The 26,277-nt window shown below is 31.9% G+C and carries 23 protein-coding genes; 13 read left to right on the top strand and 10 right to left on the bottom strand.

Going from position 1 to position 26,277, the window contains the following annotated elements:
- Positions 1–128 precede the first annotated feature (128 nt).
- On the top strand, positions 129–1,250 hold the full coding sequence (locus DFR85_RS31150; protein ID WP_110271628.1) for a thiolase family protein: 1,122 nt from the start codon (positions 129–131) through the stop codon (positions 1,248–1,250).
- Complete coding sequence (locus DFR85_RS31145; RefSeq protein ID WP_162582888.1) at positions 1,250–1,513, top strand: hypothetical protein; 264 nt, start codon at positions 1,250–1,252, stop codon at positions 1,511–1,513. Before DFR85_RS31150 ends, DFR85_RS31145 begins: the two co-directional genes overlap by 1 nt.
- Positions 1,514–2,353: 840 nt before the next feature.
- Here the strand turns inward: DFR85_RS31145 and DFR85_RS31140 are convergent.
- The 4 genes from DFR85_RS31140 to DFR85_RS31125 all read right to left on the bottom strand — a co-directional run bounded on the left by DFR85_RS31140 (position 2,354) and on the right by DFR85_RS31125 (position 7,248).
- Entirely contained in the window at positions 2,354–3,172 is an 819-nt protein-coding gene (locus DFR85_RS31140; RefSeq protein ID WP_110271956.1) for a PD-(D/E)XK nuclease family protein, read from the bottom strand.
- A gap of 295 nt (positions 3,173–3,467) precedes the next feature.
- Positions 3,468–5,264, bottom strand: coding sequence for a S53 family peptidase (locus DFR85_RS31135; RefSeq protein ID WP_110271626.1), 1,797 nt, complete (start codon positions 5,262–5,264; stop codon positions 3,468–3,470).
- A gap of 79 nt (positions 5,265–5,343) precedes the next feature.
- Positions 5,344–5,919: a hypothetical protein gene (locus tag DFR85_RS31130; RefSeq protein ID WP_110271625.1), complete on the bottom strand. Its 576-nt coding sequence runs from the start codon at positions 5,917–5,919 to the stop codon at positions 5,344–5,346.
- Between the two features lie 54 nt (positions 5,920–5,973).
- Positions 5,974–7,248, bottom strand: a complete 1,275-nt coding sequence (locus DFR85_RS31125) for an NAD(P)-dependent malic enzyme (protein ID WP_432417916.1) — start codon at positions 7,246–7,248, stop codon at positions 5,974–5,976.
- A gap of 184 nt (positions 7,249–7,432) precedes the next feature.
- Between DFR85_RS31125 and DFR85_RS31120 the strand changes: the two genes are divergently transcribed.
- Positions 7,433–7,828: a PaaI family thioesterase gene (locus DFR85_RS31120; protein WP_110271955.1), complete on the top strand. Its 396-nt coding sequence runs from the start codon at positions 7,433–7,435 to the stop codon at positions 7,826–7,828.
- A 16-nt stretch (positions 7,829–7,844) separates the two neighbouring features.
- Here the strand turns inward: DFR85_RS31120 and DFR85_RS31115 are convergent, their stop codons facing one another.
- Complete coding sequence (locus DFR85_RS31115; RefSeq protein ID WP_110271623.1) at positions 7,845–8,681, bottom strand: MBL fold metallo-hydrolase; 837 nt, start codon at positions 8,679–8,681, stop codon at positions 7,845–7,847.
- 440 nt (positions 8,682–9,121) lie between these two features.
- Between DFR85_RS31115 and DFR85_RS31110 the strand changes: the two genes are divergently transcribed.
- From DFR85_RS31110 to DFR85_RS31095, 4 genes are all read left to right on the top strand, one after another.
- On the top strand, positions 9,122–10,018 hold the full coding sequence (locus DFR85_RS31110) for a hypothetical protein (RefSeq protein WP_110271622.1): 897 nt from the start codon (positions 9,122–9,124) through the stop codon (positions 10,016–10,018).
- A gap of 32 nt (positions 10,019–10,050) precedes the next feature.
- Positions 10,051–11,160: an MFS transporter gene (locus DFR85_RS31105; RefSeq protein WP_110271621.1), complete on the top strand. Its 1,110-nt coding sequence runs from the start codon at positions 10,051–10,053 to the stop codon at positions 11,158–11,160.
- Positions 11,161–11,928: 768 nt separating this feature from the next.
- Complete coding sequence (gene iorA, locus DFR85_RS31100; RefSeq protein ID WP_110271620.1) at positions 11,929–13,734, top strand: indolepyruvate ferredoxin oxidoreductase subunit alpha; 1,806 nt, start codon at positions 11,929–11,931, stop codon at positions 13,732–13,734.
- The gene (locus DFR85_RS31095) at positions 13,722–14,300 is read left to right on the top strand and encodes an indolepyruvate oxidoreductase subunit beta (protein ID WP_110271619.1); all 579 of its coding nucleotides are present in this window, start codon (positions 13,722–13,724) and stop codon (positions 14,298–14,300) included. Before iorA ends, DFR85_RS31095 begins: the two co-directional genes overlap by 13 nt.
- 51 nt (positions 14,301–14,351) lie before the next feature.
- Here the strand turns inward: DFR85_RS31095 and DFR85_RS31090 are convergent, their stop codons facing one another.
- Complete coding sequence (locus tag DFR85_RS31090) at positions 14,352–14,777, bottom strand: hypothetical protein (protein ID WP_110271954.1); 426 nt, start codon at positions 14,775–14,777, stop codon at positions 14,352–14,354.
- Positions 14,778–14,897: 120 nt separating this feature from the next.
- Here DFR85_RS31090 and DFR85_RS31085 point away from each other — a divergent pair, with 120 nt between their 5' ends.
- Both DFR85_RS31085 and DFR85_RS32070 read left to right on the top strand, forming a co-directional pair.
- Entirely contained in the window at positions 14,898–15,188 is a 291-nt protein-coding gene (locus DFR85_RS31085) for a GYD domain-containing protein (protein ID WP_110271618.1), read from the top strand.
- A 62-nt stretch (positions 15,189–15,250) separates the two neighbouring features.
- Positions 15,251–16,045, top strand: coding sequence for a hypothetical protein (locus DFR85_RS32070; protein WP_110271617.1), 795 nt, complete (start codon positions 15,251–15,253; stop codon positions 16,043–16,045).
- Positions 16,046–16,049: 4 nt separating this feature from the next.
- Here DFR85_RS32070 and DFR85_RS31075 read toward each other — a convergent pair whose 3' ends face one another.
- The 4 genes from DFR85_RS31075 to DFR85_RS31060 form a co-directional block, all read right to left on the bottom strand.
- Positions 16,050–17,735, bottom strand: a complete 1,686-nt coding sequence (locus DFR85_RS31075; RefSeq protein ID WP_110271616.1) for a Rieske (2Fe-2S) protein — start codon at positions 17,733–17,735, stop codon at positions 16,050–16,052.
- A gap of 278 nt (positions 17,736–18,013) precedes the next feature.
- Complete coding sequence (locus DFR85_RS31070) at positions 18,014–18,334, bottom strand: TA0938 family protein (RefSeq protein WP_110271615.1); 321 nt, start codon at positions 18,332–18,334, stop codon at positions 18,014–18,016.
- Complete coding sequence (locus tag DFR85_RS31065; RefSeq protein WP_110271614.1) at positions 18,331–19,227, bottom strand: thiaminase II/PqqC family protein; 897 nt, start codon at positions 19,225–19,227, stop codon at positions 18,331–18,333. The genes DFR85_RS31070 and DFR85_RS31065 overlap by 4 nt, the downstream gene beginning before the upstream one ends.
- Positions 19,228–20,314: 1,087 nt before the next feature.
- Positions 20,315–20,677 carry a hypothetical protein gene (locus tag DFR85_RS31060; protein WP_110271613.1) on the bottom strand — a complete coding sequence of 121 codons (363 nt, stop codon included), beginning with the start codon at positions 20,675–20,677 and terminating at the stop codon, positions 20,315–20,317.
- A 928-nt stretch (positions 20,678–21,605) separates the two neighbouring features.
- On the opposite strand from DFR85_RS31060, the gene DFR85_RS31055 reads away from it, so the two are divergent.
- Genes DFR85_RS31055 through DFR85_RS31040 form a run of 4 tightly spaced genes read left to right on the top strand, consistent with a single transcriptional unit; the run spans position 21,606 to position 26,271 of the window.
- Positions 21,606–22,481, top strand: a complete 876-nt coding sequence (locus DFR85_RS31055; RefSeq protein ID WP_110271612.1) for an XdhC family protein — start codon at positions 21,606–21,608, stop codon at positions 22,479–22,481.
- Positions 22,482–22,537: 56 nt separating this feature from the next.
- Positions 22,538–23,422 (top strand): FAD binding domain-containing protein, encoded by an 885-nt coding sequence (locus DFR85_RS31050; protein ID WP_246252940.1) that lies wholly within the window; start codon positions 22,538–22,540, stop codon positions 23,420–23,422.
- Between the two features lie 5 nt (positions 23,423–23,427).
- On the top strand, positions 23,428–23,907 hold the full coding sequence (locus DFR85_RS31045; protein WP_110271611.1) for a (2Fe-2S)-binding protein: 480 nt from the start codon (positions 23,428–23,430) through the stop codon (positions 23,905–23,907).
- Entirely contained in the window at positions 23,908–26,271 is a 2,364-nt protein-coding gene (locus DFR85_RS31040; protein ID WP_168367227.1) for an aerobic carbon-monoxide dehydrogenase large subunit, read from the top strand. It abuts the gene before it with no gap.
- Positions 26,272–26,277 lie beyond the last annotated feature (6 nt).

Raw genomic sequence — 26,277 nt, 5'->3', positions numbered from 1 at the left:
GATTACAAGAAATCGAATACTTAGTCATTCTTCTTAAAATATAAATAAATAAAAATATTTTTTAATTAATCTTCAAGAATATAGTACTTCAAAGAAAATTTTTAAATTCAAGAATATAGCGTAGTTTTATGGTTGCAATAGTTGACGTAGGAATCACGAGGTTCGGAAAAAGAGTGGAAAGCATATTTGAACTTGTAGGAGAAGCTACCAGAAATCTTTTGAAATATCCTATAGACTTTATTGTACTTTCAAACTCATATTCTGGAGAATTTAACGAAATATCTGGATTGAATAATCTCATTTCGACGTATCTCTCATTAGATAATGTACCGTCAATTAGGGTGGATAATACGAGTGGAAGTGGTGGTTCAGCAATACTTGTAGCTAAGTCGTTATTAGAATCTAAGGAAGCTAACGCAGTTCTAGTGCTAGGTGCAGAAAAAATGTCAGAAAAGAAAACTAGACAAGTTACTAAAATAATATCATCCTTACTTCCTGAGAGTGAAAGAGTATCTTCATTACCTTCTTTAGCTTCATTAGCTACTATTGAGTACATGAAAAAATACGACGCTACTAGGGAAAGTATAGCTCAAGTAGCTGTCAAAAATCACTATAATGGATCACTTAATCCTTATGCACATATACAGAAGAGAGTTACGTTAGATGAGGTTCTTAATTCACCAATAATTTCAGAACCTCTAAGACTTTTTGAATTTACTCCAATAAGCGACGGTGCCGCAGCTTTACTTATGGTAAGAAATGAAGACGCATTAAGTTACACTAATAAACCAGTTTTCATTAAAGGAGTAGGATTTTCTAGTTATACTTCCTTCATTGCTGACAGAGAAAACTTTACTGAACTTCCATCTGTCAGAAAAGCTGGAGAAATCGCTATAAAAAAATCTCATGTAGAAAGGATAGATTTTGCTGAATTACATGATATGGCAACTATCTTAGAAATAATCCAATCAGAGGAACTAGGATTTTTCAAGAAGGGCGAAGGTTGGAAGGCAGTAATCAATGGAACTACTGAAATAAATGGAGATATACCGTTGAATACTAGTGGAGGTTTAAATTCAAAAGGGCATCCAATAGGTGTTAGTGGAATAGCTCAAGCAATAGAAGCTTTTTACCAAATTAGAAACGAAGCTGGAAATAGACAAGTTAAAAACGCTAAGACTGGTCTAAGTCTAAGCATGGCAGGGTTTGGTAATTCTTCCACAGTAATTATTTATGGTGATGAATATTGATGAAATGTGCAAAATGTGGTTTTCTAACTTCTTGGAAAAGAATACGATGTCCAGTCTGTGGATCATGCATGGCAGAATTTCATGTAAATAAAGGTACAGTACTAGAAAGTTGGAAATTGAATGTTACGCCGGAGGGACTTGAAGAGAGCTATTATATCAATTTAGTTAAAGTCGAAAACGGTAAAATATTGTGTAAATCAAAGGAACATTTAACAGAAGGATCATCAACTATCATAGAAGATAATGTATGCAGATCCTTATAAGAAAAATCTCTTATTATTAAATACTATAGAGTAAAATGATATTGTTTAATAAAAATCTAGTTTTATAATAAATGTTGAAGCATGGAATATTGAATACAATAATGATAAAACGAACGACAAACCTCGCCTTTTTACGGTAGACCCAAAATCTGATTAGTAAAAATAATTTTTATTTATTATTAGTGATTCATGTGAATTTAATGTAATTTAGATAATTGATTTTGCAATATTTTTAGGAAATTTTTAAGTGTTATATTAGATCTTTTATATTTCTGAAAGTAAACTGAGGAATATTATTATAATATTAGAAAATGATAAAGACATGAATAATGAAATCTGCTTTATTTGTATCAATTATTTAATGCATTATTCTTACTGTTCCTGATTATGAGTATAATAAACTATATTCTTTTTCTTATAAAGAAAAAATAGAACGCTTCTCAATACTACTTTGTATTATAATTAACCCATTTTTTATAAATAATAAATACCCTATGCTTTAAAATCTAAAGATCTGATCTTATTTATATCTATTAGTTTATAGTGCATAATTTGTTATGACTCTTGCAATTCCACCTTTCTCTTTAAAGTATTAGGAAGTATAATAAAGTACTTATGGATATAAGAAAATATGTCATTGGGGCAAATATAGAGAATATATTAAAATTTTTAATAAAATTAAGATATAATAATTTAGGAGTTAATTACAGTAATCAGTAAATTTTTGTCTTATTGCTTCCTATTTTATGCTATCTAAATGAATAAGAAACTTTTGGGATAAGTAGCAAAATGTAAAGCTAATAAGGGTTAATTGTATAACACTAAGAATTAGCTTATATGTTATTCTGGATATAAGATTTCAATTCCCATGTCCTTTGCCATAGCCTTTACTCTATCTGGATACTTATCATGAATGAATGGAGTTATGACAATAACTCTATCAACTTTTATTTTCTTTTCTTTCTCATAAAATTCCCTTTTCCTCAATATTATAGGTAAATCGCCTCTTTTTATTGCAGAAGTTATTTCAATAATAATCGTTTGACCGTCTCTTACTGTAACATCAATTTCTACATCAGACGGTTCTCCATAGATGTATCCCGTTTTATCATACAAGACTTCTTCTGAGACTTTCCAACCTAAATCCTTAAGAATGTCGTTAATACCTATTCTGAAGGTATTTTCGTTTAAAAGTCCCCATCTAGCACCTAGTGCCGTTATAGTAGTTTCAATTTTTCTAATTGCCTTATTGAGGTCATCTTTTGTTGCGAAGTTTTTTGCTTCGTCCTTAGTAACCATCTTAGCTTCTAGTACCTTTAGGTCATCTTTTGTTGCGAAGTTTTTTGCTTCGTCCTTAGTAACCATCTTAGCTTCTAGTACCTTTAGGTCATCTTTTGTTGCGAAGTTTTTTGCTTCGTCCTTAGTAACCATCTTAGCTTCTAGTACCTTTAGGTCATCTTTTGTTGCGAAGTTTTTTGCTTCGTCCTTAGTAACCATCTTGTCCTCAATTCTCCTTATATCATCCTTGGTAGGTAAATTTTGCCAAGGAGTTAACCTTGCTAGTGCTTCATAAATGATTTCTGGTTTTGCAGTCAATACATCTATTAGTATCGATGGATTTTGCATTAGGACTTTCTTTATCTCTTCCTCTGCCATAATTAATAATTGGCTGTCAGAATTTAAAAATTTAGGCTTTTTTATGAATATTCTCAAATATACTATAGAAATCTTACTTCTTACATGAATGTTTATAAGTATTTCATGATTAGAGTAGTAGATAGTACAATCATATTATTCAAAAAGTACAAAAATATATGAAAATTAACACAAAAATTTTAAATGTAATATACATTGAAAATGATTTATATTTATAAATACTTTATAAAACTTTACGCTATTATATAAGAACTTTTTAAATTTAGATAAGAATTAGACTTAGTTTAATAAAAAAGATTTATAATAGGTTTTGATAATATATTCTTAAATCATATACCATATTGTAGGCATTATAACTTCCTGGACCAGTAACAAAATTCCATCCATAGTGAGCAGGCGTAGGATTAGCTCCTGTAGTAATTGGAATCCATGCTGGAAGACCTTGTATAATTCCTTTAGAAGTTAATATATTTCCATTATAAGATATGTGATATAGCTCATAATTTAGTGCTCCTAATCTAACACCGGTTAAAGCTACCATTGCAGCAGTCATCGGTGATGCTCCACTAGTTCCATACCATACGAATAGTTGTGCTTGGAATATAAGAGGTAATCCGAAGCCGAATTCAGGAATATTATATCCGCCCGCAGATATAAATGCGATATCAGGATATGTTCTGGGAGTTGGCGGAGTTAAAGGAATAAGCGATGTTAACTCATATTCTTGGCCAGGAAATACTACACTTAGTCCACCAGTACTATAATCCCAACCGCTTATCGAAATTACTGTATCGTTTTGGTTTACTCTAATGAATATTCCTCCTACGGCAGTAACGAAGGGATCACTTTCTGGATACCATATGGTATTATATGTTCCTATTATAAAATTAGGAGGAGGGTGATTGCTTTCAAATCCCCAATCTCCTGAAGCCGCTAATACCGAAATTCCTTCATCAGCTGCTTGAATCATTATGTTATGAATCATATAAAGCATAGCTGGGTAATACGCTGCAAGGTATGATTCTGGAATAGTTACTGATATTGATATTACATTTGGATTAATATAGTTTATCATGTAGTAAAGTTCGTAATAGTAATTTAATAGATTGTTAACTAAGGCAGTACCTCCTACATAACCGTCAGAAAACACTATATCAACTTGAGATGCAGGAGCAAATACCCCAGACCATTCGGCATCTAGTTCATTCTCACCAGATTGACCTGAAGAAGTGTCAGTACCGAAAGCAATAACTTGAAGACCTCCAGTTCTGGGAACTATTGCGAATTTATTCCAGAAGGAATAAATATCGCTGGAATTAACGAAAGACTCTGGAACACCTTCTATTCCTATTGTTTCTCCATGTCCAAGATACCCTAGGTTGTATAGTTTTGTGAAATTAAAGTAGTTAGCTATTACTGTTGGCGTTACAAGAACTTTAGATACTAAAGAAGAATCTGAAGTCGAATTCATCTTAACTTTCCATGTCTGTTGTATAGCTGGATATACATGTGGATCAATACTGTCTATTCCTACAATACCTAAGACATGCTTTCCTACATTATAAGGCAATGACGGAGTTACATTATTTGTAAAATAATAGAAAGGACCTACATTTGTTATTCCAACTAATCCGAACCAATAAATATTCCTTAGTGGATAATAGTAAATATTAATGTATGTGTGAAATGCTTGCTCTATTTCTCCTACTGTACCATTAAAGGTTAGGATTAAACCATAATTTCCTGTAAACTTTATTCCATAAGTCTTGAGATACTTAACTAATGAATTAATATAAGAATTAGACGGATAATATTTTTCTCTAAAGCTACTAGGAGAAATATATTGTGATGACTTACCTACAATGGAATAAGTATATTTCATTAAACTTCCATAATTAGTGAAATTAAGTAGGACTGCAAATGGTAAAGTATAATTAGAAGGTAAACTTTGTACGAATATTGAATCTGGTAGAATAGAGTATTGAGGAGAATTAGTCTGTACATAATAATATCCGGATCCTGCTAGTGTTGAATACTGTGCATACATTGATAAGATCAGAACTATTATTGAAATATATACTATTTCACGTTTCATATTATTATGAAAATACTTTACTTTTTAAATTTTTGTTATGAAGATTTGAGATCTATCTCTAAAAAACTAAAATATTGAGTTATAAAATAGCTAAATGGGCCATAATGAAAACTAGGATTAATTGAAGTATCCCTTGTATTCCAGAAAGTCTAAAGTTTATCATCATTAACTTAGAAATTTTCCCATAATTAGGTTTATCTTTATTTAATTCTATTAATACTCTAACGTTATTCGGTAAGAATATTCCAAAACCTTGTATAGTTAATATAACTATAATTATTCCAGAAGATATTATTAGTGGAGAAGTTAAGCTAAACAATCCTAGTTCACTAGATAGAAAATATCCGCTTGTTACAGCTACAGATGCTATACTTGGCATAAGGAAGAGCATAGTCGGAGTTAGACCTCTAGCCACGTCAGCTCTCTCCTTGAAATCTAACGACCTCAATACAAAGGTTAATACGAATCCCATAAAAATATCTATACCAGTCCACAATAAACCAGACATAACATGAACGTAATCTAATAAGACAAGATTATTTAATAGATATGCAGTTATAAATCCAGAAATGGGAATTACAAGAGCTAATAATCCCCTTAAAGTAATCCATTTTACTTTTCTCTCTTGATTTTCTTTATTAATTTCTTTTTCCATGTGCTCTAGTATACTTTATCTTCTATTTAAATTATTTTTAGATAAAAATAAAGATTATTCATTATCAGAATCAATAAGACTCATTATTTTTCTACTTCTTAGGATTCTTTTTTTAGCAATATTTTCGAACTCTTCCTTACTCATCTTAATTCTAGCTAATCCTAATTCTACTGCCTTTGTTGCAACAGAAGAAGCCACCTTGTAATATACTTCCCATTCGTCCATTCTAGGTATTATATAATCTTTCCTTAATCCTTTACTTCTAGCGTATTCCGCTAATGTTTCTGAAGCAGCTATGGTCATTTCATCAGTTACCTTCCTAGCTCTGCTATCTAAAACTCCTCTAAACACTCCAGGAAACACTAATGAATTATTTACTTGGTTTGGAAAGTCACTTCTCCCAGTTGCCACAATTCCAGCTCCAGCCTCTATAGCGTCTTGAGGTAAGATTTCTGGTACAGGATTAGCCAAAGCAAAAACTATTGGATTACTCTTCATTAAACTTATCCATTTTTTCTTAATAACATCTGGTCCAGGCGAAGAAGCTGCAATCACTATATCAGCGTCTTTAAACGCCTCTTCAATTTCCTTAGCATTAAATTTATTGGTCTTTACAGCAAGATCGTATTTCCATCTATGATGATACATGAAATGATCAACGTCCTCCCTTTCAGAGTAAATTGGACCTTTAGAATCTATTATTATCATATTTCCAAGTTTAAATCCATAACTTGATAATATCCTTGCAGTAGCAATGTTTGCAGCTCCGGCGCCAAATAATACTACTTTAGACTCTTCTGGAGTTCTATTTGTTAATATCATAGAGTTTATTAATCCAGCCAATATTGCTGCTGCAGTACCCTGCTGATCATCATGCCATACTGGTATATCTAATGATTGCTGAAGAGTCTCCAGAATATAAAAACATTTAGGACTTTCTATATCCTCTAAGTTTATTCCTCCAAAAGACGGTTCCATGGATTTCACTACCTTTACAAAATCATCCGCGGATCTAACATTTATAGGCAATGGAAACGCATCAACTCCACCCAAATACTTGAATAAAACTGCCTTCCCTTCCATAACAGGCATAGCTGCTTCAGGTCCTATATTTCCTAGACCTAGGACTCTCGTTCCATCTGTAACTATTGCTACTGAATTCCATCTACTAGTTAACTCAAAACTTTTATCCTTATTTTTTGCTATCTCTCTCGAAACTTCTGCCACTCCAGGAGTATAAATCAGGGAAAAATCTGTATAAGAACGTACCGGAATCTTAGGGTATATTTCAATCTTACCTTCATACTTTTTAACTAACTCTATGCTCATAAGTATAAAATTCCTTAGTGTCTAATAAGCATTTACTAGGGAGAAGCATTCACCACAACACTTCAGTAATGATATTTCATTACTATTTTAAATATTCTATAGCATTTTTACTGATATATATTTATTAAGAAAAGCTATTATCAAGTTGAGAACTTTCTTAATCTCTTTTGTGTCAAATATTCATATGGAAATAAACCAAGTCGAAAATATCCTTAAAGATAACGAATATTTATTTTCGTTTTTAGATATTAAAATTCTCAAAATAGAAAACGGCTATTGCGAAATTATGATACCATTTAAAAAGGAATTTACTAGGCTCGGAAATATACTTCACGGTGGAATAATAATGACTCTCCTAGACTATGCTGGCGCTATGGCAGTGCTAAGCATAAACAAGAGAAGAAATCAAGTTACTCAAGAGTTGAAAATTAATTTTTTAGAACCAATGAAGGACGGTCCATTTTACTCTAAGGGTGAAGTAATTAAAAGCAATGACGACGTAGCTATAGTATCAATAGAATTTTATGATTCAAAAGGTAAATTAGGAGCTAAAGCATTAGGTACGTGGTACATGAAATGAAACGTTACTTCTAATCTTAAAACGTTATTATCTGGCCTACTCCTGCGTCAAGGAACTTATCTTTTCCTTCAGCTATTATGCTTTTAATAGTATTTCCACTACAATGGGCTGGGCCTATTTTCTCTAATTTAAGTAACTCTTTAGATACATTCTCAACTTCATTTCTAGGAGAAAATAGAAGATGAAAACCACCAAGCGCAGCATACACATTTTCACCTAAAGATTCTTTAGCGTAGTTAAGTATGTTAAGAATTCCAGAATGTCCACAACCAGTTAATACAACCAATCCATTTTCAGTGCTCAAAAACAATGCAGTATCGTCAATCATGTGATCATCAACCAAAGAAAAATCTCTTGCCGTATATAGACCTTTAGTATATTCATTAAAACCATATCGCTTAATTTCACCGCTAAAAACTATTCCTTCAGTTATTTGTAGAGGTTTAGAAGTTAATATTAAATGGAAATGTTTTTCCATCTCATCCATACTCATTGGAATTCCAATGTATTCTAACTTATTAGACCATTTCATCAACTTCTTCTCAAATATTGAAGGATGAGCTACTACAATTTTTCCCTCAAGTTTTTTAACCAATTCCGAATTTCCTAATCCGCCGGTGTGATCTATATGTCCATGGCTTAACACTACGTAATCTACTTTTGTTAAATCTATTCCCATTTTTTCGGAATTGTATAGCACAGGATATCCTGAATTACCTACATCGTAAAGTATTTTTACATCATCTGCCTCAATTAGAGCAGAAAATCCCCATTCTCCAAGTAGAGGAGGAACAACTGTTGAAACAAAATTATCGCTTAATATCTTGATTTTTAAGTTAGAAATTTTCTTCATAACATTAAGGGTTGTATATAAAATAAAAAATTTCTTAAGATGATAGTTGTTCTGAGATTCTACAATTGGATGGCCTAAAATAAAATAACTTTTTAAAAGTAGTAAATTCAAAAATTAGTTATAGGTCCTAATAAAGAACATCTATTAATATTTTTGGCAACTAAGCAAATGTTAAACAATATAGGAAGAGAACATTTTATAATGCTAAATAAATAACTTACTTATAAGATTTTTCCTATTATTCGTTACTTAGATATTTTTATTAATTATTAATATTCACACTATAAAGAATTGATAAAAGAAGTTTACTTGAATTAACTTATAATCTGAAAAGTAGATATTTATCATCATAAAATAAACTTCAAATCTAAGACAGCTTTTTAGACTTTATTACAGTTAAAAAAAAAAGCTGTTTAAAAGTATTATTTATTTAGATAGCAATGTGGGTCGAATTAGATCTAAATCCTGTATTAGATAAGGATCCAGATTTAAAAAGATATGTCAAAGAAGAGGTACAGAAGGAAAAGATATCTACGAGTATAACTATAAATCTTATACACTCACTCAATAAAGACATACTTGCTATAAATGCTCTTAGCCTAGCAGATAGAGATTACAATTTATATATATGGTCTCTTATAGACTCATATTTTGTTACTGGAAATAATGAATCATATGAAGTAGTTAATGAGTTATTATCAAAGAGGGCAACTATACATTCCTCTCTCTTTCAGTTAAAACTGTATGATATTACTAAAGATAAATTAATCCTCACAAGAGTATCTGATAAAATATTTAAATTAGACGAATACTGGGGAGAAGACTTACTAGCATTAGCTAAATTATCATATATAACACAAAATCCCGAAATTGTCAAAAAGTCAACGGAAATAATGCTAAATAAACTAGAGAATATAGAAAGACAAAACGGAATAAAAAGTGAAACTGATGTAGAAATAGGTATGGGATCACTAAAAGGACTCTCTCTAATAAATATCAATTATAGGGAAGATCCAGGTTTAATAGAGAAAATTAAATACTATGATGACAAATATTTCGTTCCTCTATTTGAGTTCATAGGCAATAAACCAAACATTCCAGAGTACATGGATTCGCTTCAAATTATTCCAATGTTAGCTTCATCTAAGGAATTCACTGTATTTGCTGCTACAAAAAATATAAAATATTTGAATGGTACTATAAAATTATATAAATACTACCAAGAATATCTAAACACTATAGGGATTAATAAACTAACATTAAGGCAAAAATTATGGGGATTAATTTCTCTTAGCAGAATAATATATTTCATAGAGAAAGGAAAGATTTTAGATTAAAGCAAATATAATCTATTTAATGGTATAAAAGGATGAAGATAACTGAAAGTAAAATTTATTTTTTATTAATTTTAGTTTCAACTGCTTCATCACAACAATTTTACTTGCCAGTATATTTCGAAAAAATATATAATGATACTGAACTGGCTTTCGTGCTTGTCACTATTGCGGTCATATTAAGAGCATTTTTAGCACCTTTCATAGCTCAAATATTAAAAAATTTTGTTAAACTGAATATAATTATGGCCTTCTCCTTTCAGAGTATATTCTATCTCATTCTATATCTAAAGGTACCTCTCAATTTAAAACTAGTGCTTATTTTAGGTATACTTTATGGAATAGCATCTTCCTTAATCCTATTTCTTAACGCAGTTTACTTCTCATATTCTGAGCCTACTTTCAGCTCTAGATATAGAAGCGCAAATTTTTTCATATCTTCCAAGTTTATCGGTTATACAATAGGGAGTATAATATCTGCTATCGTACTTTTCCTTTTTAACATAGCTGATTTATTTATAATAGCTTCAATATTTTGGTTATCCTCAATCCCGTTAGTTTTCTCTCTAAGCATAGAGAAAACAGAAGTAAAAAAGTCCGGTTTAAGGAAAGTCAAGGAGTCTCTCTTCTTAGTCTCTCCACTCCTCCTTATATCATTCATACTTAGTATGTCCTTAGCTTCTGTAGGAGGACTAATTGAACCTTTAATTTTCAACAAGATTAATGCTGGTTGGTTTAGTATATCCTTTATCTTAGCCAATATTGTAGGTTCTTTAGTTCCTATTTATTTTCCGAAAAACAAAATACTCCTATCCTTGGCGTTAGGTACATTTCTAGCTGTTATTACGGAGTTCCTATTTCCTTTAACTCCTTTCCTCTACCTTTTGATAATTTACGGAATATTATCGCAAGTAGGTAATTCGTTAGTATGGCCGGTATTAATAGGTAAAATAGTTTCTAAGTCGAAATTCCCAGTAGTAGAGAGTGGTATTTTAATTACCTTAACAGATTTATCATCTTTAATTGCGGATGGCTATGTTTCCTTATTCTTCCCTCTAATTAGTATATTGTCTCTCAGTCTATTCTCTATGATAGATTTATTAGTATGGTTACCGTTGCTGTCAAGAAAGGTAGATATCCAATAGAGAAGTTAAGTTAAAAAACTTATAAACTCACTACGTAGCTTTTAAGTTACAAATTTAGAGACCCATACAAGAATATCAAATCACTAGTACTTTAAAAAGTTCTTGTATTATATCTTCCCAGTCTACTCTCTACTAACAGATTATGCTTCCTTAGACTCTAAAAGTCAAGGAAACTGTTTAATGTAGTTGAATGCAGATTATCCTAATGTAATCTTATACTTTCAGGTCTAAGAAAGCATAAGAATTTATAGGAAATATTAGCATCTTCTCTTTAATGTCATACACGTAGAATCCGTGCCTAATAGTTACGTAAACTCATTTTTCAGCCAACGATATAGAAGAAATCAAATCTGAACTCTCAGCAACTGAATCTTCTTCTCTTTAAAAATTCTTTCTGATGGTCTTCTTTCTATCGATCTTGATCAAAACAGTTTTCCCATTAAGTTAAACTAGTCCGTCAGAATAGCCTTATATTTACTGATAATCTCCATTTCTCTATTTCTCTAAAAGCCAAAATCATAAGGCTAGGTGCTCCTAATCTCTTTTGGTAAAATGTCATATTGGGAATAATTGGATTCGTCTCCAAATTTAGTATATATTGATAAATATAGCATAACATTATTTGCCATTAACTGTCACTTATCTTTATAGAATTTCACGAATAATTACAATATTATTTTTCTTACAACTATCACTACTATATCAATATAGTAAACTTTTAAAATTTACATAACTAGATTTTTAAAGTTTAAAACATAATGACAAATTATGTCAAAAAGAATAGTTCTAGGAAATGAGGCAATAGCTTTTGGTGCATTATCTTCTGGAGTAGCAGTAGCTGCTGGATATCCTGGGACTCCTTCTTCAGAAATAATAGAGACTATAATGAAATATGGGGATAAAGTTTATGCAGAGTGGAGTTCCAACGAGAAAGTAGCTTTCGAAACAGCTTATGGAGCAGCAATGATGGGCGCAAGAGCTCTAGCTACAATGAAGCATGTAGGGGTTAACGTAGCAGCAGATGCGTTAATGAGTTCATCCTACACTGGAGTAGAAGGCTCTCTAGTTCTAGTATCTGCAGACGATCCGTCAATGTGGTCTTCTCAAAATGAGCAAGATAACAGATATTATGGAATGATGGCCTTAATTCCAGTAATTGAGCCTTATGATCCTCAAAGCGCCTACGACTTAATTATGAGCGCATTTGAGTTTAGTTCAGAAGTTAAGCATCCAGTTATTTTTAGGAGTAATACAAGAATAAATCATGTAAGATCCCAGGTTGATATGAAGGATATTAAACCTCCAGTCATGGGTAGACTATCGAAAAATCCTTCTAGATATGCATTAGTCCCTGAAAATGCTAGAAGGAATAGAAAAGAACAGTTGAGAAGATGGGAGATAATACAGAAGAAAGTAGAAGAGCTGAATTCAATAGAAGGAGATGGCAAAAAACTAGTAATTGCGTCTGGGATAGCATACGCGTTTGTTAAAGAAGTAGTTGAAAATTCAAAAGTGAAGATTCTAAAACTTTCAACTCCTTTTCCTATTCCTAAGGAACTTACTTTAAAGGCTCTTGAAGATTCAGAAGAAGTTCTAGTTGTAGAAGAGTTAGAACCAATAGTCGAGATGCAAGTTAAGGATCTAATGATGTCCGAAGGCATTATGTTAAAAATACATGGCAAAGATCTTGTAGATAGAACTGGAGAACTAACGTTAGAAAAAGTTAATTACGCAGTAGGTAAATTCCTTGGTAAGGAAGTTGATAAAATAGATGATATAGCATTTGATGTTGTTCCAAGACCTCCGGCTTTATGTCCAGGTTGTCCTCATAGGTCATCTTTTATAGATCTTAAAAAAGGTTTAGCCTTAGCGGGAATAAAAGATACATTTTTCTCCGGTGATATAGGATGTTATTCTCTTGGAGTTCTTCCACCTTTTAATGAACAGGACAGTTTAATAGAAATGGGAGGTAGTTTAGGGATAGCAAACGGGGTCTATAGAAGTACTGGAGTTATTCCTATAGCAATAATAGGAGATTCAACTTTCTTTCATACCGGATTACCAGGTTTAGCTAATGCAGTATATAATAAGACTCCTATGATTCTACTGGTCCTAGACAACAGATCTACTGCAATGACTGGACAACAACCAAGTCCTTCCAAATATATAGATATAGCCAATGTTGCAAAAGGAATGGGAATAGAGTATGTTAAGGCGTTTGATCCCTTTGATTATAATACTTCGACAAGAATAATTAAAGAAACTGCTGAATGGGTAAAGAAAAACTTGAAACCGGCAGTACTTATATCTAAGAGAGCGTGCGCACTAGACGCTTTAGATAAAATAGAGGATAGGTTGCCAGTAGCAGAAGTAGATATGAATAAATGTACCGGATGCACAATCTGCTATGATTATTTTACTTGTCCAGCCATCATTCCTTTACCTAATAAGAAAGCATCTATAGATCTCTCTCAATGTATAGGCTGTGGGGCTTGTGTTCCCATATGCCCATTTAAGGCAATATCAATGAAAGGAGACAAACCAAAAGGTTGGGATGACGCATGGCTAAGTTAAATATTCTAATAGCGGGTGTAGGAGGACAGGGAATAATAACAATGGGGAAAATGATAGCCAACGCTTGTGAAAAAGAAGGTATAAAAGTTCTTGTAGCTGAGACTCACGGATTAGCGCAAAGGGGAGGAGCTGTTAATATTCACGTTAGAATAGGCGACGTCTATTCTCCTACTATAGCTAAACATGGAGCAGATTGTTTGATAGGACTAGAAGCCAACGAAATTCTCAGGAATTTAGACTATGCAAACAGAAACTCAATCATCGTTTTTAACGAATATACTCTTAAACCCGTTCTTCCTAAAGTTAGGGAAAATAGCGTTGAAGAAATAATAAAGAGACTTTCCAACTTTAGAATTTTCAAAATTAATGCCAATAATATAGCATCTTTGGTAGGGGATAAGAGAGTAGTAAATTCTGCAATTTTAGGTTTCGCTTATGGTTTAGGAATATTTAAAATGATAAAGGAAGAAAGCTTTCTAACTACTCTTAGAGGCGAAAATAATGTAAAAGCTTTTAAGCTAGGTTTAAGCGAGGGATTGAAAGTTAGTGATAAAGTTATAATATAGTTGGGAAAATTAGCATCATCTGAAAAACTAAAGATTAGGATAAGAAAGTTTCTATTCGGAACTCCATCTTCTCCAATCTCCGAATTTCTTATCATATTCTGGGCATCCTCTCCTATAATTGAATCCCTCTATCCACTCCACATTAACAAAATTATTAAAGAAGAATTTTTCCCTATTGTTAGGTTCTTTAACAAATTTCTTAAGATCTTCTATAGATTTCAACATATCTTCTCTATTTGTAAAATATAGTATTATAACTCCTTTTGATACTAAATTTACTGGAAAAGGAAAGAATCCGTATTTAGCCACATAATCTCTCTTTTTTATTTCTTCTATAAAAGTACTGACTGGAACGTTGAGAGATGATATGGGAATACCAACCTTATAACATGAAAGAGAATTAGGATGCTGTATTCCTCTTTCATACGCAAGCCAGCAGTCATCACATCTATTCCATCCCTTTAAATGATTCCACATAAATATTGATATCATTTTGTAAAATAATAAGGTTATTTATCTTTCAAACAAGTTATTCTATATTATGATAATTTTATAGTAATAAGGAATATTACCTAGTAAACTTAAGTATAAAATAGAATGTCTCTATTTATAGTACTTTCAAGACTAACCGATGAAGGAGCAAAAACCGTCTGGGAAAAACCAGAGAGGATCTTAGAGGTTAATAAGGAGCTGGAGAATTACGGTGCAAAAGTACTTTATCAATATGCGATGTTTGGAGAGTACGATTTCGTAAACGTAGTAGAAGTTAATGATCCAGAAAAATTTCTAAAAGGATTAATAAATTTAAATAGCAGAGGAACTGTAAGGACAAATACGTTCTTAGCAATGAGCGTAGAAGATTTTATAAAGACAATGAAAAGCAAATAAGATATCTTTCCTTTTTTATAATCATAAGAAACGTTATTATGTTCGGAAATAAATGTTAATTTATGTACCTAGTCGGAACAAGTAAAGGATTATATAAAATAGATAAGGAAGCTGACTTACTATGTGATAAGGAAGATGTTTACGATTTTACTTTAAAGAATAATGATTTTTACATATGTTCTACAGAAAGTGGGGTTATATTAAATGGTAAAACTATACTTAATGAGAGTTGCTGGAAATTTTATGAACTTGACGGTCAACTTATTGCATCAGTAGAAGGTCCTAAACTTTACCTTATTAATAAGGAGCGAATAAAGGAATTAATAGATCTAAGAGATGAGGGAAAGAAAAGAGGCTGGAGTTTTCCTCATTCAGAATACGCACATATAACAGATTTTGCTCAATATAATGGAAAAATAATAGCGAGTGTAGAAGAAGGTAATTTACTTTTTGGCGATATAACTTCTCTAAAACCTTTAGATTTCTTTAATGATTCTCATAATCTTCTTGTTAAAGATCACCTTTACATAGCTACAGCTTACGGACTTTATTTGACTGACGATCTAATAAATTATACTCTAATTGAAAAAGGATATTTTCATGGCATAGAGGATTTAGGAAATGCAATTATTGCCCAAGAGATGAGTGAATTCCCATTAATGATGTATGAGGACGGAAAGTTGACAAGAATGGGAATAAAATTACCTAGACCAACTTTTGGAACTAATGCTATAGCTAAAGTAGATGATGAAAATATAGTATATTCAACTACATCGTTTTATGAAATAAATATAAAGAATCTAAATTTTAGAAAAATAGTAGATATACCAATGACACGCAGAGTTAAGGTATTATAATTTTCTACGTATATAAAGCCTCACCTTTAGATAGTTTTATAGCTACGTCTACAGTTATCTTACTCCTCCTATTAGTAGGACTATGTGCTGATAAATATCTTACTGTAGCTATTAGGGGAACGTAATTCTCATCGTATCCTTTTAGGGCATTAAATAACGATATTCCAGCATCCACTGTCTGAGCAGTATGAAAACTAACATCTTCTATAAATAAAGACCTAATAATGGTTTTTATTAGCGTATCTTCTGGGAATTCTCTAACTAAATAATCATAAACATCTAGAGATGCCTCTTCGATTCTTTTAGAACCTATAGCTTCACTCAGCGATTTTATTATTTCTTCTTCATTTCTTGACGTCCTTTCCTTAGGGAGTCTTGCTGGAGGAATATTGAGAAACCTTGTTAAGTAAAGATTTCCTACACCATGATAAATTCCTCTAATCAGGTAAAAACTCTCTTTTCTCTCAAAGAGTCTATATAAAGCGTTAGAATATACGAATTGATGATGTACTGTTTCCCAATCTGAGAAATCATTTTGAGTATGAAATCTAGCTTCTCTATATGCGGAAGCTAAACCCAAGGCTAAGGATAAATATTTAGGGGAAACGTTAGAGGCGATAGCTTGAGTTACACATTCAAAGGGTTTCTTTGGATCGTCTTGCAATAAACAATTTACAAGATTATCCATCTCCTTTTGATCGAGCCTTTCTTTCCCTATTTTCATGTCCTGTGCTTTACTTATTTCACTGTTTATTATACTCACAAGATCGTCCGGTATCCTCCATTTTGGATCTTCTTCATGTCTCATAGCATTAGCCAATTGACTAATTAAAGATGCAAAAATTAACCTGGAATTATCCCATCCTATCTTATCTAACAATTCAGTTTCCTTATTTAAATGATCTAATATATGTCCTTCGTCTAAGAAAAAGTGATCAGTAACTGACGCTACCATGGCGTCAAGTCCATCTTCGCTTCTCATGCTAATTATTGCTCTTCTAGCAGGATTAACTTCCCTTCCTTCTATAAAATCTCTAAACCAGTTTTTTAAATTATCAGCATTTTCTAATGGTTCTGGATAGATTACTTTTGGCCTTTCGAAAATTTGTGAAGAGACGTTTTTAATACCATGTAAAAGGCCCAAGATCTTCCATTCTAATTCAAGGTCATAATTAAGCAAATTAAGTATTATTGTAAAAATATTTAGACCGCTATTCCATTCATGATCTCTAAGTACGTGAATAGAAACTTCTTTAGCTAAGTCATTTAAAGAAATTCCATTATTTAATAAGTCTATAATAGATTTTGCTATAACAAGATCTATATCATGATCTATTCCTTTTCTTAATCTTTTAACTGCATGAGCTTTAACGTCTCTTTCCTTAAAATTTACTATTACTTTATCGTTAACTATCTTAGTTTCATAAGTCGTGAGATCGTCTGCCCATAAATCGAATGTTCCACCGTCCTCTAAATTAAATCTAGCATGATGCCAATGGCAAATAAGTATCCCATCTCTTATTGTTCCTTTAGATAATGGATATCCCATATGTGGACATCTTATATCGCATGCGTATACATTTCCCTTATCGTAAATTATTAGGACATTAATTCCGTTTTTATTTACCACTACCGTTCCTTTATCTTTTACCTCTTTCAGAGGTACAGTTATGATTCTTAAATCTTCCATCTCTTATCACAAGTTACTTAAGTTAACAGTATAAATAAATAAGACCGTTTATAAAGTTTATAAATCATGTAGTTATAACTCTTAAATCTTCCATTTATAGATTTATTATTAAATTGCTTTGTGGAGTTGTTGAATTTTTATAGACCTTGATCTTCTTAGAATTTGATAAATTCAGAATTAAATGTCTAATTGAAATTAGTTCATTTTTGTGATAAAAACTGAGCAGTTCCGCAAGTATTATTGAATTGAAAGTATTTCTATTTAATATTTAATAACGCTCATTCAATTTCCTTAAAGGTCTCTATTTCAGCATCATCACCAAATTTTACGTAGAACTTGTATTCTCTTCCCTCTGTCTTAGCTACACAATTTCTTCCCTTATAGTAATTACCTTCTATTGATAACTCGTCGATCTTTTTCCATCCTGTTCTTCTCTTTATTTCCTCAATCATATTCTTGAATTCTGTAGCGCATACATCACAACAAAAGAATAATTTCTCTCCATCGATCTCCTCATAATAATCTCCCCAAGTTGCTCCGCATAAAGCACAACCATTTTCCTTATCTCCTGCCTTACTCCCGTTTACCTGGATTTTCATAGAACCACCTTTATCAAATTTTTATCGAATTCCATACCTCTTTCTAATCTTGCAGTTAAATATTTTGCAAAAGCATCAAAAGACCTTAACACAGTAACTTGAATTTTTTCAGGATCCTCAGCATATTTATCTACAAGCTTTAGCGCTTCTCCCGCATGAGTCTGGTCTGCTTCATAACCTTCTCTTAAGAAATCCTTAACTTCTTTAGGAAAATCATTACTACTTAATATAGTCTCGTTGAAATAATGCATCTTAGCTCCATATTTCCTTAATGTCTTATCTGCAACTAGTTCTAAACTATGCATAGCTGCCATTATTTCAACCCAATTGCTTTCAAACGCAATCTTTCTCCAAGTATTTATTGCAGACTGAGTAGAAGGTAAAGGCTTATAACTTAAGATTTTTTCTCTAGGCATTCCTAAGCTTTCTCCCATTCTTATTAATAACTCGTAATGAGAAGGTCTTCCATTATATCCAAAATATTCAACATTTATATTCTCTAATTCATATTTTATTACCTCTTCCACGTCCGTTTTAAAGATTATCTCGGACAGTACTTTTACCCAATTTTTGAGAAAATGTTGGTGTTCTATGACATATCCTAATAAGACTCCTCTAGTAGGATTTTGCATAGCCAAAATAAATGGATGAGGAGATTCGCCGTAGAATTTCTGAATAAACTTCTCCCTTATCCAGAAACTTAAGTTATCCTTAATTGAAAAGAAATTTTCTAACATTATCGAAAGATTGTCTACGTCAACTTCTTTCATAGTCAAATTCCTATTCATCCACATAACGTGCGAAGGATCACTATTCCTAGCCATAAGATACATATGCGAGGCTATATTCTTCCATTCTGACGCTCTATATTCACATGATGGACATATGGGCATAAGTTAAATTTTATTACGAATAAATATAAACTTTTGATTCTAAATTTTCTAATATTAGCCGTTAATATAATTTATAATAAATTTATTTTCAGTTATTCAGTCTATCTACATTCCCTATAATATGAACATCTATAGCTATTTTTATCATAGACTTTATTGATAATTGAGTCTTTCTTAGAACGAAAATCCTACACCTATAAACTTATGTAACAAAAACTCTATATCATATTAGATCTACTTAGCGGATAAAATGGATATACAGTTATTATGACTTTCTTATAAATTTATTAAGCATGAGGAAGAACATTGCCATGAATAATAAAGAACTCTACGTTTTCATAATTATAACTTATTCCAAGTTTGAGGTTAAATATAAGAGAGTAGTTATTAAGAACAGATTAATGTTTTCTTCTGCTAGTATGTACCACTAACGTTAGAAAAAGAGAAGTGGAATAAAGAATAGATTCTTAAATGACACTTTTATGAATCAGGATTATGGCTTGGGCTTTACTAGAATCGTTGCTCAATTAGTACACTTTATATCTTTACTAATAACCATATTACTTGTTCTTAAGAGATAGTGAAACGGCCTATCTTTACTACTAACCCTAGTATTTCCTATATAGGTTTTATATTATCCTTATTTTTACACCTTGTTAAAGAATATGAATTTCATGGAACTACTACGGTAACTTCTCGGTATATACTAAATTCCATAAAAGTTCTTGTTCATTAAAAGATCTGGAAATAAAAAATCAATACAAAAAGCTCATTGGAACACATTTGCATGCAGATTATCAAAATTAACATTTAAATTATATAGTTTATGATTTATCTGAAACTGCTAAGCTATAACTTCAGTTTTCTAAAGTTAGATTCTTAATATCATAAGTCAATTCCATATTTATATAAATTTAAAATTAATATTACATAACATTAATAATTCCATAAAATTTTTAGCTAATTCTTCTGTAGAATTATAGTGCTAGCAAGTTATTAACTTACTGGATTTGCTAATGACCCAATTCACAAAATACTTAAATTAATTAAATTAATATAAAGAATAGTTAAAAGTGTCGACAAAATTTTATGACATGATGATTTGAAATCCCATATCAACTAGGTCAGTAAAAGCATAATGGTGTTCCTCATCTCCAATTAGCTTTATACTTTTAGGCAATTTATCCTTAATGTTAAGATGAGGGGGAGATGCACAATACCCGCAGGCTCCTAGTATTAAACCCTTATTTGTAGCTTTCTCATAGGTCAGCTTTAAACCCTTGTACGGACTATCGGTTATAGGTATTTTAGTTCCTAATCCGTCAAAATAAACGTAAACTTCGTGACCTTTCTCTTTTAATTCTACTGCATAATGAAGAGCGTGGGCTGCTTTAATTGATTCAGCTAGATTAGTTGGATCATTTAAGATTACAAATAAGAATTTGCTCATACTATTGCCTTATTCAAAAATAGACTATTAATAGTTTTCTTATACTCATGTGCCGGATAATTTTTAAAATATTCATTATACGCTATACATTCCTAAATTTATTTAGTAGCAAACTTAATAGCAATTTTACATTGCATTTTCTGGGACGTTCTATAACAAAAAATAATTGCCATGGTTTTTAAGATAAAACTTTATATCTTAATATTCATTAACGAGCTGCTTATAAGTTTAGATAAAAAGAATTAACTCATTAAGATAGATCAGCAGTTTCAGAAAATTTTTATCGTTTAATAGAGTGCAAAATAAGAAATGATAAGACAAAAACTTAATAAAAGCACTAACGTTCTTTTAGATGTGTGAGATAAATTCAGAATTACTACGTTATCTCGAGTTTTTCTTGCTATGTTTGTTAAATTTTATTCAAACATGACGAATTTCACTATATTTCTTAATTTAGTCCATATCTTTCTCTCATTGAAAGATATAAGATTATATCTCCACGCGAGATAATTTGACGAAACAGCTGAAATAATGTTTCCATATGTCTTCTAAACAATAACGAAATTTGTAGCTTAATAATGACACTTTCCAATTCATAAACTGCATTATTCTTATACTTACCGTTTGTCCCTACACCTTAATTTCAGTCATTTTATATTCAATCTTGATCTAGTGTAAGGACTTAACCCTCAACTGTCTTGTACGTAGATAATGAGACTCAGTCTAGCCCAATGGTACAGGGATTCACATTCTTACTATCACTTTCATCCTTTTGGGCATAGCCTATATCACTGTGAGGGTCATCTTTTATTAATAAAAATTGAGCATAGATAAATATAAAACGTTTCTGTTAACATGTAAAGGGATTCAGTTCTCTCGCTAAATATTCTCACTAAGTTTAAATATAATATAATAGAACTATTTTATAATGACAGATAGCAAAGTTAGATATACTTATTTTGTTCATGTTTCCGATTTTATAGATAGAGTCAAAGAACTATTAGAAAATGAAGAAGACTTTGCTATAGTAGAGGTAATTAAAACTGAGGGACCCACTGCCCTAAAAACTGGTAATAAGTTGATTGTTAAAAAAGATGGTTCGTTTGAAGGTTGGATAGGAGGATTCTGTACTAAAGATGAGATAATAAATAATTCTTTAGAGGTTATAAGAGACGGAGTACCGAGATTTTTGTATTTAAAAACCTGTCATGGTGGTTTGCTTTACCTATATATTGATCCTATGTTACCAAGGAAGAAGCTAATTTTAATTGGAGATAATCCGATAATATACTATCTTGAAAATTTAGGACAGAATATAGGATTTAATATAATAGTTATTAATAAGATAATAGATATAGATAAAATAAAAATAAATAGAAATACATTCGCTGTTGTAGCTACCATGGGAGAGCAAGATCACGAGTATATTGAGGCACTGTTAAACACTAACATAAGATATATAGGAGTTATTGCTGGAAAGAAGAGAGGAGAAGATCTAATATCGTTTTTACATAATAAGGGCTACAAAGACGATATATTAGACAGAATAAAAGTTCCAGCTGGATTAGATATAAATGCCAAATCTCCAGAGGAGATTGCATTAAGTATTTTATCAGAGATTACTAAAATTTCAAAAGAAAATAAGATCGAGAAAGTAGAGGAAGGGGAGATTGATGTAGTATGTGGAATGACAGTTTCTAAATCTGTTCCTTATTATTCTACTGTTGGTGAAAAAACTTATTACTTCTGTAGTAAATTCTGTAAAGATAAATTTGAAGCTAATCCACAAATATATATCAAATAATGAAATATGTATAATAAAACATAATTATCTTTTTTACCTTAATTAGTAAATTATAAATGACTATTATGTATCCTGCATCTTTTGAATATTTTTCTCCATTAAATATGGATGAAGTATTAGAGCTCTTATCTAAATATTATAAGGACGGAGCTAAGATTCTGGCTGGAGGACAGAGTTTAATAATTGCAATGAAATTAAGAATTATATCACCAAAATATGTTATAGATATAAATAATATTCCGAGTTTATCATTTATTAATGAATCAGACGGATATCTAAAAATTGGCGCGTTAACTAGATACGTAGATTTGGAAGACTCAGATCTAATTAAAACTAAGTATCCACTACTTTATGAAGCAGTTAAAAATATAGCAGATCCCATAGTTAGAAATTGGGGCACTATTGGAGGAAACATATGCTATAATTTTCCTGGTAATAACTTACCTGCAGTAATGTTAGCCTATAATGCTAGATTTATAGTTAGAAATTTATCTGGAAGTAGAACTATTAGCGCTAAAGACTTCTTCTTGGGTCCCCTTCAAACATCTCTAAAAGAAGATGAAATACTAACTGAAATTCAGATACCTATTCCGCAACCAAAAAATAGTGGATATTTCATTAAACTAGCTAAGAGAACAGGTGATTTTGCAATAGTCTCAACTGCAGTTAATCTATCTTTAAATTATGATGGTACAGTTAAGGAAGCAGGAATTGCCATAGGAGGAGCAACTAATAACCCAGTAAAGATAGTTAAGGCAGAAGAAGCATTAGTAGGAAGCAAGATAAACGATGAGTTGATTAGAGAAGTTGGAAAAATAGTAAGTGACGTTATTGAGCCAGTGGAAGAACCTTTTGGTCCACCAGTAGATTATAAAAAAGCAATGGCAGGAGTGTTAACCATTAGGGCAATTAAACAAAGTTTAAAAAATATAATTGGATGAGATAAATGCAAAAAGTACATGTAAAAATAAATATTAACGAAAAGCCATACGAAGCCGAAATAGAACCTAGATTATTGTTAGTGCACTTTATAAGAGATATAGCAGGTTTAACTGGTACTCATATAGGCTGTGATACTACAAACTGTGGTGCTTGTACGGTAATACTAAATGGTAAAGCAGTCAAATCGTGTACTATGTTTGCAGTACAAGCAAATGGAAAAGATGTTATTACTATAGAAGGTTTAGCTAAAGATGGCAAGCTACATCCAATACAAGAAGGTTTCTGGGTAAAGCATGGGCTACAATGCGGTTATTGTACTCCTGGAATGATAATGGCTGCTTATCAATTACTTAAAAAGAATCCTAATCCTTCAGAAGAGGAGATAAGGATAGGAATTTCTGGAAATCTTTGCAGGTGTACAGGATATCAGAATATAGTAGAGGCAATAAAATACGCTTCAGAAAAAATGAAGGGTGAAATTTAAATGGCTATTGAAGAAACCCTAATTCCTGAAGGAATACATGGGATGGGACATAAGATTAGACGCAAGGAAGATACTAGATTTTTGCAAGGCAAGGGAATGTATGTAGATGATATAAAATTACCTGGAATGGCATATTTAGTTTTCGTTAGAAGTCCATATGCTCATGCAAAAATAAAGAAAATAAACTTGGAGAAAGCTAAATCGATACCAGGAGTTATTGATATAATAACTGGTGAAGAATTAGATAAGGCAGGACTCTCATGGATACCTACATTAATGGGAGATAAGATGATGGTATTACCTATTGATAAAGTAGTATTTCAAGGTCAAGAAGTAGTAGCTGTAATAGCAGAAGATAAATACATTGCTACAGATGCAGCAAATCAAGTAGAAATAGAGTATGAGCCTTTAGAACCAGTAGTAGATCCAAGGAAAGCTTTAGAGGCAAATTCTCCGTTAGTAAGGCCAGATAAAAATTCCAACTTAGTATTCAAATGGGAAGCTGGAGATCGCGATCTTACAGACAAGATATTTAAAGAAGCTGAAGTTACGGTAAGTCAAGATTTCTATTATCAGCGCTTACATGTGGCATATATGGAACCAGTAGGTTCTGTAGCTCAATATGAACCCGTTTCTGGAAAGTTAACATTATGGATGACTACTCAAGCTCCACATGTAGTTAGAACCGTATTCTCATTGGTAACTAAAATACCCGAAAACAAAATAAGAATAGTTTCGCCAGATATAGGGGGAGGATTCGGAGGTAAGGTTTACGTTTATCCGGGGTATGTAGTATCTACATATGCTGCAATAAAGTTAGGTAGACCCATTAAATGGATAAATACTAGGTCAGAAGATATGAAAAGTACAGCTTTTGCTCGAGATTTTCATATTCATGGTGAATTAGCTGCAAAGAAAGATGGGACTATCTTAGGATTGCGAATTAATGTTATAAGTGATCATGGAGCATTCTATGGGGATGCGAATCCCAGTAAGTTTCCTGCAGGATTATTTAGCATTTGCACTGGAGCTTATGATATAAAAGCTGCATATGTAGAAGTAACTGGTGCATATACAAACAAGCCTGCAGGTGGAATAGCGTATAGATGTTCGTTCAGGGTTACCGAAGCTGTATATACGATAGAAAGATTAGTAGATATATTAGCTCATGAGTTACATATGGATCCAGCAGAATTAAGACTAAAGAATTTTATCCCTCCTGAAAAATTCCCATATAAGTCTGTCTTAGGTTGGACCTATGATAGTGGAAATTACGCTGCCGCCCTGAAAAAGGCTATGGAAAAGATAGGATATTATGAGCTAAGAAAGGAGCAAGAAGAAAAAAGGAAAAAGGGAGAACTTATGGGAATAGGTATAAGCACTTTCGTTGAGATTGTGGGAGCTGGGCCTGCAGATTTATTTGATATAGTAGGAATTAAAATGTTTGATAGTGCAGAAATTAGAATACATCCCACTGGTAAGGTAATAGCAAGATTCGGAACTAGAGCACAAGGACAAGGTCATGAAACTACTTATGCTCAGATAATATCAGAGATTTTAGGAATCCCTGTAGAAGACATAATAGTCGAAGAAGGCGACACTGATACATGTCCATATGGCTTAGGTACATATGCCAGTCGTAGTACTCCAACTGCAGGTGCAGCGGCTGCAGTATCCTCTAGAAAGATCTTGGATAAAGCTAAAAAAATTGCGGCACATTTGCTTGAAGCGAGAGAAGAAGATATAGAATTCGATAAAGGAAGATTTTATGTTAGAGGATATCCAGATAAATTTAAGTCAATTCAAGAAGTTGCATTCGCTGCATATACTAATCCTCCTCCAAATATGGAGGCAGGATTGGAAGCTATAACATATTATAATCCTCCAAATATGACATTTCCATTCGGGGCATACATATGTGTAGTAGATATAGATAAGGGTACTGGACAAGTTAAGGTAAGAAGATTTGTAGCTGTAGATGATTGTGGAAACATTATAAATCCAGTTATAGTAGATGGTCAAATCATGGGTGCATTAACTATGGGATTTGGTACTTCTTTTATGGAAGAAATACGATACGATGAAAACGGAAATATTTACGGTGGAAGTTTTGCTGAATATTTAATACCTACTGCAGTAGAAACTCCGAGATGGGAATTGGATAAAACTGTAACTCCGTCACCTCATCATCCATTAGGCGCTAAAGGCGTTGGAGAATCTGCTACTGTAGGATCTCCTGCAGCTTTTGTAAACGCTACTGTTGACGCATTATCACATTTAGGCGTTAAACATGTGGAAATGCCTATACTACCATGGAAGGTCTGGGAAATTCTTAAAGATAAAGGGGTATCATCAAACGAATAATCTTAA

The organism is Acidianus brierleyi (assembly GCF_003201835.2).
GTDB classification, from domain to species: Archaea; Thermoproteota; Thermoprotei_A; order Sulfolobales; family Sulfolobaceae; genus Aramenus; species Aramenus brierleyi.
The sequence above is the reverse complement of the archived record's forward strand: the minus strand, read 5'-3'. Positions and strand labels throughout refer to the sequence as shown.

Bases quoted from the DNA above. Each gene is read 5' to 3' on its own strand.
- DFR85_RS31110 (WP_110271622.1), top strand. From the start codon at position 9,122: ATGTGGGTCGAATTAGATCTAAATCCTGTATTAGATAAGGATCCAGAT.
- DFR85_RS31105 (WP_110271621.1), top strand. From the start codon at position 10,051: ATGAAGATAACTGAAAGTAAAATTTATTTTTTATTAATTTTAGTTTCA.
- DFR85_RS31150 (WP_110271628.1), top strand. From the start codon at position 129: ATGGTTGCAATAGTTGACGTAGGAATCACGAGGTTCGGAAAAAGAGTG.
- DFR85_RS31090 (WP_110271954.1), bottom strand. From the start codon at position 14,777: ATGTGGAATCATTTAAAGGGATGGAATAGATGTGATGACTGCTGGCTT.
- DFR85_RS31040 (WP_168367227.1), top strand. From the start codon at position 23,908: ATGGCTATTGAAGAAACCCTAATTCCTGAAGGAATACATGGGATGGGA.
- DFR85_RS31050 (WP_246252940.1), top strand. From the start codon at position 22,538: ATGACTATTATGTATCCTGCATCTTTTGAATATTTTTCTCCATTAAAT.
- DFR85_RS31065 (WP_110271614.1), bottom strand. From the start codon at position 19,227: ATGCCCATATGTCCATCATGTGAATATAGAGCGTCAGAATGGAAGAAT.
- DFR85_RS31115 (WP_110271623.1), bottom strand. From the start codon at position 8,681: ATGAAGAAAATTTCTAACTTAAAAATCAAGATATTAAGCGATAATTTT.
- DFR85_RS32070 (WP_110271617.1), top strand. From the start codon at position 15,251: ATGTACCTAGTCGGAACAAGTAAAGGATTATATAAAATAGATAAGGAA.
- DFR85_RS31135 (WP_110271626.1), bottom strand. From the start codon at position 5,264: ATGAAACGTGAAATAGTATATATTTCAATAATAGTTCTGATCTTATCA.
- DFR85_RS31085 (WP_110271618.1), top strand. From the start codon at position 14,898: ATGTCTCTATTTATAGTACTTTCAAGACTAACCGATGAAGGAGCAAAA.
- DFR85_RS31055 (WP_110271612.1), top strand. From the start codon at position 21,606: ATGACAGATAGCAAAGTTAGATATACTTATTTTGTTCATGTTTCCGAT.
- DFR85_RS31130 (WP_110271625.1), bottom strand. From the start codon at position 5,919: ATGGAAAAAGAAATTAATAAAGAAAATCAAGAGAGAAAAGTAAAATGG.
- DFR85_RS31070 (WP_110271615.1), bottom strand. From the start codon at position 18,334: ATGAAAATCCAGGTAAACGGGAGTAAGGCAGGAGATAAGGAAAATGGT.
- DFR85_RS31120 (WP_110271955.1), top strand. From the start codon at position 7,433: ATGGAAATAAACCAAGTCGAAAATATCCTTAAAGATAACGAATATTTA.
- DFR85_RS31045 (WP_110271611.1), top strand. From the start codon at position 23,428: ATGCAAAAAGTACATGTAAAAATAAATATTAACGAAAAGCCATACGAA.
- DFR85_RS31075 (WP_110271616.1), bottom strand. From the start codon at position 17,735: ATGGAAGATTTAAGAATCATAACTGTACCTCTGAAAGAGGTAAAAGAT.
- DFR85_RS31095 (WP_110271619.1), top strand. From the start codon at position 13,722: ATGGCTAAGTTAAATATTCTAATAGCGGGTGTAGGAGGACAGGGAATA.
- DFR85_RS31060 (WP_110271613.1), bottom strand. From the start codon at position 20,677: ATGAGCAAATTCTTATTTGTAATCTTAAATGATCCAACTAATCTAGCT.
- iorA (WP_110271620.1), top strand. From the start codon at position 11,929: ATGTCAAAAAGAATAGTTCTAGGAAATGAGGCAATAGCTTTTGGTGCA.
- DFR85_RS31145 (WP_162582888.1), top strand. From the start codon at position 1,250: ATGAAATGTGCAAAATGTGGTTTTCTAACTTCTTGGAAAAGAATACGA.
- DFR85_RS31125 (WP_432417916.1), bottom strand. From the start codon at position 7,248: ATGAGCATAGAGTTAGTTAAAAAGTATGAAGGTAAGATTGAAATATAC.